9 protein-coding genes are annotated in these 12492 nt (G+C 66.3%); 1 reads left to right on the top strand and 8 read right to left on the bottom strand.

The window, feature by feature from the left end; translation table 11 throughout:
* Window positions 1-56: 56 nt before the first annotated feature.
* The 8 genes from R5H30_RS20260 to R5H30_RS20225 form a co-directional block, all read right to left on the bottom strand.
* Entirely contained in the window at window positions 57-1256 is a 1200-nt protein-coding gene (locus R5H30_RS20260) for an ABC transporter substrate-binding protein (RefSeq protein ID WP_318330495.1), read from the bottom strand.
* A 185-nt stretch (window positions 1257-1441) separates the two neighbouring features.
* A complete protein-coding gene (locus R5H30_RS20255; protein WP_318330494.1) occupies window positions 1442-1792 on the bottom strand; it encodes a hypothetical protein in 351 nt (116 codons plus the stop codon).
* Entirely contained in the window at window positions 1792-4275 is a 2484-nt protein-coding gene (locus tag R5H30_RS20250) for a tetratricopeptide repeat protein (RefSeq protein ID WP_318330493.1), read from the bottom strand. Before R5H30_RS20250 ends, R5H30_RS20255 begins: the two co-directional genes overlap by 1 nt.
* 98 nt (window positions 4276-4373) lie before the next feature.
* On the bottom strand, window positions 4374-5372 hold the full coding sequence (locus tag R5H30_RS20245) for a HupE/UreJ family protein (RefSeq protein ID WP_318330492.1): 999 nt from the start codon (window positions 5370-5372) through the stop codon (window positions 4374-4376).
* The gene (locus R5H30_RS20240; RefSeq protein ID WP_318330491.1) at window positions 5369-6205 is read right to left on the bottom strand and encodes a peptidylprolyl isomerase; all 837 of its coding nucleotides are present in this window, start codon (window positions 6203-6205) and stop codon (window positions 5369-5371) included. Before R5H30_RS20240 ends, R5H30_RS20245 begins: the two co-directional genes overlap by 4 nt.
* Window positions 6206-6385: 180 nt before the next feature.
* Window positions 6386-8281, bottom strand: a complete 1896-nt coding sequence (locus R5H30_RS20235) for a DUF3604 domain-containing protein (RefSeq protein WP_318330490.1) — start codon at window positions 8279-8281, stop codon at window positions 6386-6388.
* A 142-nt stretch (window positions 8282-8423) separates the two neighbouring features.
* Entirely contained in the window at window positions 8424-9647 is a 1224-nt protein-coding gene (locus R5H30_RS20230; RefSeq protein ID WP_318330489.1) for a two-component system sensor histidine kinase NtrB, read from the bottom strand.
* Window positions 9648-9737: 90 nt separating this feature from the next.
* Window positions 9738-10781 (bottom strand): sodium:calcium antiporter, encoded by a 1044-nt coding sequence (locus tag R5H30_RS20225; protein WP_318330646.1) that lies wholly within the window; start codon window positions 10779-10781, stop codon window positions 9738-9740.
* Between the two features lie 198 nt (window positions 10782-10979).
* Here R5H30_RS20225 and R5H30_RS20220 point away from each other — a divergent pair, with 198 nt between their 5' ends.
* The gene (locus R5H30_RS20220) at window positions 10980-11795 is read left to right on the top strand and encodes an ion transporter (protein WP_318330488.1); all 816 of its coding nucleotides are present in this window, start codon (window positions 10980-10982) and stop codon (window positions 11793-11795) included.
* The last annotated feature ends 697 nt before the right edge of the window (window positions 11796-12492 follow it).

Here is a 12492-nt window from a genome sequence, read left to right as displayed (position 1 = left end):
CGGTTCCCGGCAGTTGGGTGGCGCCGCCCGCTTGGGGCGGCGCTGCCTTTTCTCGCTTACTCGACGATGCCGACGCGCGTGTAGCTGTCGCCTTCGACGACGAACTTGCCGATCACGCCCGCGACGTCGCCCGCGTCGTCGAAGTCGTAGGTGCCACCGGCGCCGTCGTAGTCGATGTCCTGGCCCTCGCCAATCAGCGCCACGGCCTTCTCCCACTCGCCCGGTCCGACCTTTTCGCCGGGGGCCGAGGCCACGTCGCGCAAGGCCTGGGCCATCGCGGCGCGGTCGGTCGAACCGGCCTTGGCCACGGCCAGAAGCGCCAAGAAGGTCGCGTCGTAGGTCTGGTCGACGAAGGGCTTGTCGGCCCCCTCGCCGTATTCGGCGTTGAACTGTTCGTGCAGGGTTTCCTGCGCGGGATTGTCCTCGGGCGAGGTCGGCGACGAGAAGAACGAACTCGCCAGCGCCTCGGCGCCGATATCGGCGATCAGCGCCTCGTCGCGCAGACCGTCGGTGCCCACAAAGCGCGTGAAAAGCCCGCCCTCGATCGACTGGCGCACGATCTTCGCGCCGCTGTCGCCGGCATAGGCCACGACGACCAGCGCATCGCCGCCCGCCTGGCTAAGCGTGGCAAGCTCGGAGCGGTAGCTGTCCTTCTTCTCTTCGTGCTTGACCGCCGCGGTGATCTCGCCGCCCGCGGCCTTGTAGGCTTCGATGAAGGTGTTGCCGATTCCCACGCCGTAATCGTTGTTGACGAAGGTGACCGCGACACTCTCGAGGCCCTCGTCAAGCACCATGCGCGCCAGCACCTCGCCCTGGTAGTTGTCCGAGGGCACGATGCGGTAGACGAGGTCATTGTCGTCCATGCCGGTCATCGCGGGCGAGGTGGCCGTCGGCGAGATTTGCACGACGCCCGCCGGGATCGCCGCCGCCTCGGCCGCCGCGATGGTCGTGCCGGACATCAGCGCCCCCATGATGATCGGGACGTTCTCCACGTTGATCAGTTTGCCCGCGGCATCGACGGCACCCTGAGCCGAACCGGTGGTGTCGCCGAACACGGCCACCGCCTCGCCGCCAAGCAGGCCGCCCTGTTCGTTCACCTGCTTGAACGCGAGGCTCGCGGCGTTCTGGAGCGGTGGGATGAAGCTCGCGATCGGCCCCGTGATATCCATCAGGATGCCGATCTTGGTCTCCGCCTGGGCGGAGTGGGCCGCGCAGACCATAGCGGTCGCGGCCATCAGTCTGGTCATGGTCTTCATGTCGTTCTCCCTGTGTCGGTCCCCGCGTTTTGCCGCGGTGGTCGGCGGGTGTCGCGCCCCGCCTCTGGGTGAACGCTAGGCGCAGCTATATGCAAATGCAAATTAATTCTTCAGGCTTAAAGCAATTCCGCCACGCAGGGAGCGCCTCGACGCCCACTTGCTGCGCGGTCTCGTGCACGCATTGCTCAGTCGCCGACCGTGATCGTGCTTCCTTCCACGTCACCGCCTACGCTGCTGCTGCCACCCGTGGCCGTCACCGTGTTGCCGCCCTGCGCGATCGCGAAGAGCGCGAGTCCGGTTATGCAGAGCAGGATCGCCGCAAGCTGTCCGCCCGAAAGGCCCGCGCGGTAGTTGACCGTATTGCCGGAGTTTACGGTCGTGCCGCCGGTGCCCCCGCCGGAGGTTTTGGGCTTGCGGGCGCGCGACTGGATGACTGTCCAGAGACCGCCAGCCAGAACGACAAGCCCGCCGCCGATCCAACCGAGGGTCTCGCGGTTCTCGGGGTTTTGCAAAAAGGTCCACAGGTCCTCGATCATCACCAGGGCTCCTCTCCCATCGCGCGTGCCAGTTCCGCGGTGGCGGTGGCCTTGTCCTGCGCCTGCGTGGCGCCGGAGTGGCCCATCTCGCCAAGCGCCCCGGCGGCGGCACGGTAGGCGCGCGCCGCCCGCGCCATCGCCACCCCGTCGCCGGATTGCGCCGCCACGGTCTCGAGCGCGATCCCGAGGCTGAATTGCAGGACCGACCATTCCACCGGGGCCTGGTCCTGCGTGACGATGCCCAGCGCCGCATCATAGGCGTCGATCGCCTGCACGAGCAGCGTGGCGTCGCGCCCGGCCAGCCGGTGCAAGGCGATCCCGAGGTTGAGCTGGGTCTGCGCCCAGTCCCACGGCACGAGGTCCTGCCGCCGCTCCTCGAGCGCCGCGCGATAGGCCGCGATAGCATCCTCGAGCGCGGCGCCCTCCGCGCCGCGCTCGCTCAGCAGAACCAGCGCGATGCCGAGATTGTTCTGCGTCGCCGCCCAGTAAAGCGGCACGCGGTCGCGCCTGAGTTCTTCCAGCGAAGCCCGGTAGGCTTCGACGGACCTTGCGAGATTCGCGCTGCCCTGCTCGCGCTCGCCCAAGCGCAGCAGCGCGGTTCCGAGGTTGCTTTGCGTCTGCGCCCAGTCGAGCGGCACCAGGTCGCGCTTGCGCTCCACGAGTGCCGCTTCGAAGGCATGCACCGCCGCGTCGATCTGCGCCGGATCGTCGTCGCGTTCTCCAAGCCGCAGCAGGGCCGTCCCGAGGTTGCTCTGGACTGCGGCCCATTCGAGGGGCACGGCGGCTTGGGTCGCCTCCTCCAGCGCTAGGCGGAAGGCCGACACTGATTCCTCGATCTGCTGCGTCCCGGACTGACGCTCGCCGATCTCGAGCAGCACCGCGCCGAGGTTGCTCTGGGTCTGCGCCCAGTCGAGCGGCGCCTTCTCGCGCGTCCATTCCTCGAGCGCCGCGCGATGGGCCGCAGCCGCCAGTTCCAGCGTCTGGGTTCCCGCTTCGCGTTCCCCGAGCCGCAGCAGGGCGGTGCCGAGATTGCTTTGGGTCTGGGCCCATTGCAGCGGAAACTCGGCACGCGTCAGCACCTCGAGCGCGGCCCGATAGGCATCTGCCGAAGCCTGCAGCGTATCGGTCCCTGACTCCCGCTCTCCGATGCGCAGCAGGGCCGTGCCGAGGTTGAGCTGCGTGCGCGCCCATTGGAACGGCACGCTGGACCGGGTCAGCACCTCGAGCGCGGCACCGTACTTGTCGACAGCGGCGTCCAGCCGGGCGGTATCCGCCTGGCGCTGTCCCAGAACCGCCAAAACGCTGCCGAGGTTGCGCTGCGTGATCGCCCAGTCGACCGGAGCGGCGTCGCGCGTGCGTTCCGTCAGGGCCGCCTCGTAGGCTGCTGCCGAGGCTTCGAGCCGCGCGGTGCCGGGTTCCCGCTCGCCCAGATGGCGCAGGACGTTGCCGAGGTTGTTCTGGGTTTCCGCCCAGCCCAGCGGGTCACCGTCGCGTGTGCGGATCTCGAGTGCCGCGTGGAAATGCACCACGGCGCTGTCGAGCGTCGCGGTCGAGGCCTGACGCTGACCCAATGCGGCAAGCGCGGTCCCCAGGCTGTCCTGCGTCGCCGCCCAGGCCTCGGGACTGGTTTCGCGCGGCAGCCGGTCCAGCAGCCGCGTCCAGTGTTCGACCGCGGCCCGAAGCGCCACGTCGTCGCCCCGGTCACGCCCAAGCTGGTAGAGGGTTTGTGCCGCTTCGTCGATGTAGGTGTCGGCCGCGGCGGCATCATAAGGGGCGATCATCGCGGCGGCACGGTCGAACAACGCCGCGGCGCCCGCGAGGTCGAGCCGCGCGCGTTCCACCTGGGCCTGTTCGGCCACCAGCGCCGCCTTACTGCGCTGACGCTCGCGTAGCAGTTCCTCGATCACGTCGAGCCGGTAGAGGTCCTCGGCAGCCTCCAGCGCCACAAGCGCACGGTCGTGGTCCCCGGTTCCCAGCGCCGTGCCCGCCTCGCGCCGCAGATCGCCGATCGCCTCGACGTCGACCTCGAGCGCGGCCGCGAGGTCCGGTGCATCCGCCTGCGGTGCATCGGCGGCCTGGAAGGACTGCAACTGCCGCTGCAGACGAAGGTTCTCCTCGGCGATCTCAGCGAACGTGTCGGCAAGCCGTTCGATCGGCACCTGTTCGCGGCCGAGAGTTTCGAAGAAGCCCGCGATCGCCTCGAGTTGTAGCCGGCTGTCCACGGGCATGCCCGCGCGCAGGATCCGCAAGGCCTCGGCCCGGTCCGCGGGATCCGGTGAGTTGAGCCCGCTGACGAGGCGTACGACCATTTCCGGATCCATGCCGCACACCACGCTGATCGTGCTGTCACTGACATTGCCCGCAACCGCCGACGCACAGTTGCTGGCTTCGGACTGGTCGCCGAACATCTGCGCTGCCGCCGGCTCGCCGGCGACCCACAGCAACGCGGTCAGCACCGCGACGGATGTCCTACCCTTACGCATTCCCGACGCCCCCCAACGGACACAGGATCCTACGGCAAGACTAACAGAAAACCGCCACTACCATAAGTGGCGCAGTGCGGCGGTGGTCCCGGTTCGTTTCAGAAAGCGGAAATGCGGTCGATCACCCAGAACGCGGCAAGGCTGCCGATGCCGTAGCTGGCGACCCGCGTCAGCCGGGCCGCTTGCGCCCGCACCGTCGGATAGACCCACCGGACGGCGTAGCCGATGGCGAGCATGACGAGAATAAAGAGGATCTGGCCCAGTTCGACGCCGAGATTGAAGGCAAAAAGCGCCAGCGGGATGTCGCCCTGCGGCAGGCCGATCTCGCGCAGCGCCCCGGCGAATCCAAGGCCGTGGATCAGCCCGAAACCGAATGAGACGAGCCACGGCAGGCGCGTGGTTAGCGGATCCCGCCTGCCTTCCGGCAGCGACAGCTCGTAGGCCAGAAAGACGATCGACAGAGCGATCACCGCCTCGACAGGCGGGCCGGGCACGCGCAGCACCTCGAACGACGCCAGCCCCAGCGTGATGCTGTGCGCGACGGTGAAGGCGGTGACGGCCCAGAACAGCGCCCGTCCGCTGCGGATCAGCAAGAGCAGCGCGAAGACGAACAACAGGTGGTCGACGCCTTCGAGGATGTGGGTCATCCCGAGACCGGTGTAGCTGCCGATGATCTGCAGTTTGCCGGCGGCTTCGGGAATCGCGAAGCCGGTCTCGGACGCGGTCAGTCGCCTGACCTGGCTCTGGCCGGGTTCCAGCTCGTAACGCACCAGCGTATCGGTGTTGGTCCGTTCCAGCCCGCTGATCTCGATCCGCCCGCCCTGCAATCCGCCCGGACAGGTCGCGATCCAGCCCGTGGTCCACGCGCGACCATCGAAGGCAAGCGGCGGCGGGGCGTCCGCCGAACAGGTTGCGGGCAGCCGAGCCTCGAGCGGCATCGCCCTTCCGCCAACGTCCGGCACGCGCCATGTCACCCGCCAGCGATCGTCGCCCAGTGCCGAAAGTTCGAGATAGCCGGGATCCAGCGCATGCCCCGGCGCCATCGTCGGAGCCATGAGCGACCAGACCAGCGCCAGGGCGACCAGTATCCGGCTCATTGCGACAGCACCGTGTCGACCTTGGGCAAGGTGATCGCGTAACGATCGAGCAGCGCCGCGCCGAAAGCCTCGCGGGCCTCGCGCATGCGATCGGCACGCCATTCGGTCTCGACCCGGTCGCGGATCTGCTCAAGCGTCGGCAGGACGGCCGCCTCGCGTTCGGTCACCTTCACGACATGCAGGCCATAGCTGCTTTGCACTGGCCCTTGCCATTCGCCAACCGGCAGCGCGGCCAGCGCCTCGGCGAACCCGGCCCCGAAGGTACGGACCACGAGCGGAACCGGGCTGAGCGGCAGGCGTGCGGGCAGCATGCTGGCCACGCCGACGCTGGCCGGGTCCGCTCCGTTTGCCAGAGCGTCGCGAATGTCATCCTGGCCCGCGGGATCGTCGATCGGCAGAACGACCTGCTGAAAGGCGACACTTTCCGGCGTGCGGAAGACCTCGGCATTGGCATCGAGGTAGGTTTGCAAGGCGTCGTCGGACGGTTCGATCGAGGCGACGGTCGCTTCCGCCAAAAACTGCATTTTCGTGGTCAGGCGCTGGCGGATCACGGCGTCGTCGCGGTCGAGCCCGAGCGCCATCGCTTCGCGGGCCAGCGCCTCTTCGAGAACCCGTGCCTGCATGAGCTGCTCGAGTTCTTCACCCGTTGGCGGACGGTTCCACGTGCCGCGAAACTGCTCTGCAATCCGCGCGGCGTCGCTTTGCGTCAGCGTGATCTGGTCCTCGGACATCTCCGGCACGCCGTCATCGAGCAGTGCATAGAGCGCGAAGATCATGCCGCCCAGCACGAAGAAATGGATCAGCGGGGAGGTCAGAATTGTTCGCGGGGTCATCGCCAATCTCATGGGTCCTGTGTCGATCAGGGGAAAATCGCGCGCATCCTAGAGCCGAAGCCGTCCGAAGGTCGATGCTTCGAGCGCGCATTTTGTGACGAGGCCCGGTTTTTGCAGCCCGCCATCCTGGAGACCGACGCCCGATCACGGACGCCGGCCTTTCGCCAAAACTGCGCCTGCCTAGCCTTCCGGGTTGTACCAGATCGGCGAGGTATAAGCCCGTTCGGTGGTCGTCATCGGAACCGTGTCGGACATCTCGACGCCGAAACGCTTGGCCTCGTAGGCGGTCCAGCGCGGTGTCGGGATCTCGATCACGCGCGCGTAATAGAAGGACGGCACCGCGGCGTCGAACTCGGGGTCCTGCCAGACGTCGATGAGTTCGGGCGCGCCGATCGAGTTGGTCCAGGTCGCATTGGCCACGTCGACCGTGCTGCCGACATCGGGCAGCTTGCCGTCCGCACCGAGCGTGCGCGCGTCGTTCCACGCGACGTCATAGACCTTTTCGTGGGTGTCGCCGGCTGCGTCGATCCAGCCCTTGACGATCTGGATGCGGTCGAGATTGCCCGACAGCGGGTCCTTGAGCGCCGCCACGAGGAAGTTCGGCGCCTCCCCCTCGGGTCCGGCGGCAAGGTCGCCGCCCATCGGCACGCCCTTGGAATAGCCAGCGTCGGCCGGAAGGCGGCTGAGCGTATCCTCTTCGGTGAAGTTCCAGCCACCGAAAAAGCGGACCGTCATGCGCGAGCCGGTCGTGGCATAGGTCTCCTTGCGCATCATCGCATCGAAGATCGCTGCGCGGGTGTTCTCGGGCGCCCAGACCGCGGCGAGGCCGCCGGCCGCCTGTTTCCAGCCGTAGATCGTCAGGTCCGGGTCCGGCGCCTCGATCACCACGTGTTCCCAGCGCTGCGGCTCGGGCTCGACGCCCGAATGCTTGCCGAAGAAATTGTCCTCCTGCGCAGTTGCCATGCCGGTGTGCGAGTCCGTCGAGCCGACCATGCCGAACTTGAACGGGTTCACGCCGAGATCGCGTTCGATCTGCAGGCCACGCTTGAGCGCCTCGCGGGCGTATTCCCCGGCCAGCATGTCCTGCGTCTTGGCCTCGGTGCCGTTGAGGTTCGACGCGTCCCAGGTGTCGAAGTCTGCGAATTCGTCTTCCGGGCTGAGGAACGGGTGCGCCTCGCCGTCGCCCTTGATCTGGGTGGCCTCGTAGAGCGGTTCGAACCGCGCCCGCATCGCGGCGATCTCCTCGGTCAGGGCCGAGCCGTCATAGGCGTTGAGCGAGAACATGCGCCCGTTCGACAGGTTGCCATTGTGCGGGATTGCCAGCACCTCGGCCCCGGACCTTTCCTCGTAATCGGCAAGATATGTCCAGAGGTCCTCGGGGTTCTTGCTGTCGTATTGCGAAAATGGCCGGGTCTGGTTCGCCCGGGTCGCATCGTCGCGGAACAGCACGTTGCGGTGCAGGTTGTTGGCGCCTTCGGTGGTGTATTCGTAACCGATGATGGCCGAGAATACGCCCGGCTCGTTGTAGCTGTCAGCGAGCGCGGTATAAGCCTCCCAAGCGTGCTTGATCGCCTTCGGATTGTCGATCGGCGCCACCTCGCCCGACAGCGACGCGACGATCTCCATGGCGGTGTCGAAGGCCAGTTGCGGATCGCCCGCGGTCAGCGCCTCGTACCAAGCCTTGCCCTGCGGCGTGCTGAGGATCTCGGCGTTGCCGCCCAGAAGCTGCGGCATCAGGCCGTACATCTCGGCATGGTCCGAGACCACCAGCCAATCGAGCGGGCGCGAGAGTTTCGCGCGCAGCCCATGCGTCGTGGTGACCTCTTCGCCACGGGCGAACCGGAACGCCTGTTCCTGCGACAGTCGCGTCATGGTTCCTGCGTCGACCGACACCATCGTGTGCAGGTGCGAGTCTCCCCACAAGGGCCGCATGAGGAAGTTGCGCCCGGCATAGGGCGAGAACGCCTCGGGGGCGAGAACCGCCTCGGTATCTTCCTGTTCGGTGGCGTATTCCTGCGCCAGTGCCGGCGCGGATAGCGCGATCACGGCGGCCGCCATCCAAGTTGAAACCCGCATACGTCTCCCCTCCCCTCGGTAGAACCACGGGGCAAGAGTACCACCAGAACGCAACCGGTCCATGATTTAGATCAGGGGAGCGGTTCGAGGTGGTGGACCGCGTGCTCGCCACCGGCGCGGACTCTCGCGCCGCTGTCCGCGGTCACGCGCGGTGCGCGTCCGCCGCGTCCTCGGCCAGCGGGAAGAACAGCCTGACAGTCGTTCCGGCCCCGTCACGCGACACGATCTCGAGCGCGCCGCCGGCCTGGTTGACGAAGCCGGTTGCCATCGACAGCCCGAGGCCCGAGCCCTCCGCGCGGCTTTTCGTGGTAAAGAAGGGCTCGGCGGCGCGGCGCAGCACGCCGGGCGTCATCCCGCACCCGTTATCCGTCACCTCGACCACGCAGAAGGCATTGCCGGTGAGCCCGTGTTCGGTCGCCAGCCTGCGAATCTCGTCCGGCGCGACCCGGTGGCCCGACACTTCGATCGCACCACTCGGCGCGACCGCGTCGCGGGCGTTGAGGAACAGGTTGGCCAGCACCGCCTGGAACTGATCCCGGTCGAGCAGGGTCGGCAGCGCTTCGGACGGCACCCCCACGGTCACCTCGACGCCATCCGGAGCGGCGCGGTTGAAGGCCTCGGCAGCCTTCGAGATATCGGCGCGGATATCTCCCATGACCGGCGATACCCTGGCCTTCTGGGCGAAGTTCAGCAGATTCCGTGTCAGCGACTTGCCGCGCTGGACCGCCTGGACGATCTCGCGGTGGCAAAGCTCGGCCTCGTCCGGCACCTCCCGGGCCAGTTCGCTGTTGCCGAGGATGATCGCGAAGAGGTTGTTGAAATCATGCGCCACGCCCGCGGTCAACTCGCCCAGCGCCTCCAGGCGGTGGGCATTGGCCCTGCGCTGTTCGGCAAGGCGCATCTCGGTGACGTCGATGCTGGCGCCCAGTCCTCGGATGACCTGCCCCGAAGCGTCGGTCTCCGGTGCGACGAATTCGCGGACGTATCCGACCGATCCGTCACGCCGGAAAAAGCGGTATTCGAGATCCACCGGGCGGCCCATGCGCAGCCGGTCGTAGGCGGCGCGCACCGAATCCGCGTCCTCGGGGTGCATCATGTTCATCTCGCCCTTGAGGCCCGTGGCGTCGGCCATGAACTGAAGCGGGGTCCGGTCGAAGATCATCGCATGCCGTTCCGAGCAGACCTCGATGATCTCCCTTTGCGTGTCGAAGACGAAATAGCCGAGACCTGCAAGGCGTGCCGCCTGCTGCAGCATGATTTCGTGCGCCCGCGCGGCACCGCCGATCCCGGAATAAAGCAGGCTGTCCTCGGATGGCCCGTCGGGTTCGGTAACGGCATCAAAGGGAGGGGTCTGCCGGTCTTTCACGAATCAAGAACTATCACATGCGCCGCACGGTCGCTGCGAGAATGCGGCCCGTAGCACACCGGCCGCCCGCCTCGGGCGCGTGTTTCGTGCTCAGAAGCCTCCGACCAGCAACTGCAGGCCGATCGCGCCGGCATAGAGGACCAGCAGCGCCAGGCTGTCGAACCCGATGCCCCCGGGTCCATGACGTTCTCGCACGACGAGCCCCGCCAGCAGCGCCGTCGTCATCAGTCCGGCGGTTATCACCCAGAAGTAATCCTGCATCGTGACCGCGTGGTAGAGCGAGCCCTCGCGGTAGGACACGTCCGCGGCGGTCAGAAACAGCGTGTCGAACGTGTTGCCGCCGATGATCCCTCCGACCGCGAGTTGCAGGGCGCCGCGCCGCACCGCCGCAAGCGTGGTCACCAGTTCCGGCAGCGACGTCACCACCGCCGTCATCAGCGCCCCCACAAGGGAAGCCGAAAGGCCCAGCCGGTCGGTGAACTGCGCCCCGGCGCGCGAGATGATCCAGCCCGCCACGCCCATCACCGCCATCAGCGCCGCGAATTCCGCGAAGAGCCGGCCAGTCGACTTCTGCGCGGTCTCCTCGTCCTCCTTGTCGGGCGTGTCGGCGCGGGTCTCGCTGGTCTCGACCGGCTTCCACATCGGTTCCTCGCGTACCGAACGGCTGACCAGAAGACCCGCGATGTAAAGCAACGGAATCAGGAACGACACCGGATGCACGGCCAGAATGGTCACTTCGGGTGTGACAAGGGCCGCCAACGGCAACATCAGCAGGAAGATCAGCAGGATGCCCTGCACGATATTCGTGGCCTCGGCGGCGGCATGTTCGAGGTTGGCGCGCCGGAACGAGATATCGGCGAGCGCCAGGAACGCCGTCTGCGCCGCGATCCCGCCGACGGAGTTGGAGAATGCCAGCGACGCGCGCCCGTCGAGTGCTGCGGTCACCGACACGATGGTTCCCGACAGCGAGGTCGCCGCCCCCAGGATGACAGCGCCCGCGATCGCCTCGCCCATGCCGGTACGATCGGCAAGCTTGTCTGCCAGCCCGGTCATCAACGTCCCGCAGATCCCGATGGCAAGCGCCGAGCCGAGAAACAGCACAAGCACGTAAGTCAGCGACAGGTCCGCCATCATGGTCGGATCGGTCCCGAGAAGTGCCGAGGCGCTGAAGTCATGTCGGAAAACGTCGCTGCCGCGGCCCTGTTCCATCGCGTGCCTTGCGGCAGCTCCGATCGCGGCAACCTTCCGGGCTGCGCACAAAATCGCGGATTGGCGGACATTGCGCGGTTCGGGCTATTGCCTCGCCCCTGTCGGAACACGATATCTGCGCGCATGACAGATTCCGACGCAATCTCCGATCCTTCCCTGCGTGCCCGCGCGGCCCGGTTCGTCGACCGGCCGATCGTGCAGAACTTCATTCTCGGCGTGATCCTCTTCAACGCGATCATCCTCGGTCTCGAGACCTCGGACACCGCGATGGCGGCCGCAGGGTCCCTGATCCTGCTGCTCGACCGGATCTGCCTCGCCATCTTCGTGGCCGAGATCGCACTGAAGCTCTTCGCGCGCGGCATGGCCTTCTTTCGGCGTGGCTGGAGCATCTTCGACTTCGTGATCGTCGGCATCTCGCTGATCCCGGCGACCGGCGGGCTGAGCGTTTTGCGCGCGCTGCGCATCCTGCGGCTTTTGCGCGTCGTGTCGGTCGCGCCGTCACTGCGCCGCGTCGTCGAGGGCCTCGTGAACGCGCTGCCGGGGATGGGATCGGTCTTCTTGCTCATGGGGGTGATCTTCTACATCGGTTCCGTCATGGCGACCAAGCTCTTCGGAACTGCCTTCCCCGACTGGTTCGGAACACTCGGGCTCTCGGCCTATTCGCTGTTCCAGATCATGACCCTCGAAAGCTGGTCGATGGGGATCGTGCGGCCGGTGATGGAAACCTACCCCTATGCGTGGCTGTTCTTCGTACCCTTCATCATGGTCACGACCTTCGCCGTCGTGAACCTTCTGGTCGGTCTGATCGTGAACTCGATGCAGGACGCGCATCACGAGGAGTCAAACGAACGAACGGAGAGTTACCGCGACGAAGTGTTGGGCCGGCTCACCGACCTCGAGAACCTGATCAAATCGCAGAACGACCTGCGCAAGAAGTGAAGCGATGGCGCGCCGAGCCGATCCTGCTCACCGATCTTCTCCTTCGTATTCATCCGCCCCATCGCCCTCAGTAGGTCGCTAAAGACTACCCGATCACGCGGCATAAGCACTGAGAGGCGCGGCGACGAGTTTCCGCCGCCGCGCTTGCGCAGGATCTGATACCCGGAACAGCGAACTTGTTCCCCGCACAGGCGGGAAACCGGCGACATGTCAGAAGACCGTGTTTTCTGCACCAGATCCGGAGGTGTAAGACATCCAGCCACTTCGCAGCTCGATCCGCGGAAACGAGACCGTCACTGTCGATGTGAGAGTTCCGCGATCTGAACGGAGGCCCGACACAGGGAGGCCGGTCGCTGAATGCGTCCGATTCTGTCCAAGAAATCGGGGAGGTGGCGGACCGAGGATCATCTGTACTATCCTCCTAAAATATCGATATTATTTAATTTTTTTGGAACTCTCTACCGCAATACCACGTTACGCACCACATCAAACACGCAGCGCTGCGTTGGCTGTTTGATTGCAACACGCGAACCCACTGCGAGCGATCTCAGTGCAACTTCTTATGCCAGCAACGGCTCTGTTGCACAAATCGGCTGAACACGGAGGTTCCCCTTTGCCCGGACGTACATATCCCACAGCTTCCGTAACGGGTATGCCGAGCGCGGTGTAGCCGTTCAGGACGGCGATGCGGACCTGG

This window comes from Roseobacter sp. FCG-D35 (assembly GCF_033436665.1).
In the GTDB taxonomy this organism is placed as follows: domain Bacteria; phylum Pseudomonadota; class Alphaproteobacteria; order Rhodobacterales; family Rhodobacteraceae; genus JAWQFO01.
Note: the sequence above shows the minus strand (reverse complement) of the source record. Positions and strands in the feature narration are given on the sequence as shown.

What these genes read in the sequence shown, in the direction of transcription:
- R5H30_RS20250 (WP_318330493.1), bottom strand. Translation starts at nt 4,275, where the DNA reads ATGCGTAAGGGTAGGACATCCGTCGCGGTGCTGACCGCGTTGCTGTGG.
- R5H30_RS20235 (WP_318330490.1), bottom strand. Translation starts at nt 8,281, where the DNA reads ATGCGGGTTTCAACTTGGATGGCGGCCGCCGTGATCGCGCTATCCGCG.
- R5H30_RS20255 (WP_318330494.1), bottom strand. Translation starts at nt 1,792, where the DNA reads ATGATCGAGGACCTGTGGACCTTTTTGCAAAACCCCGAGAACCGCGAG.
- R5H30_RS20225 (WP_318330646.1), bottom strand. Translation starts at nt 10,781, where the DNA reads ATGATGGCGGACCTGTCGCTGACTTACGTGCTTGTGCTGTTTCTCGGC.
- R5H30_RS20220 (WP_318330488.1), top strand. Translation starts at nt 10,980, where the DNA reads ATGACAGATTCCGACGCAATCTCCGATCCTTCCCTGCGTGCCCGCGCG.
- R5H30_RS20260 (WP_318330495.1), bottom strand. Translation starts at nt 1,256, where the DNA reads ATGAAGACCATGACCAGACTGATGGCCGCGACCGCTATGGTCTGCGCG.
- R5H30_RS20245 (WP_318330492.1), bottom strand. Translation starts at nt 5,372, where the DNA reads ATGAGCCGGATACTGGTCGCCCTGGCGCTGGTCTGGTCGCTCATGGCT.
- R5H30_RS20240 (WP_318330491.1), bottom strand. Translation starts at nt 6,205, where the DNA reads ATGACCCCGCGAACAATTCTGACCTCCCCGCTGATCCATTTCTTCGTG.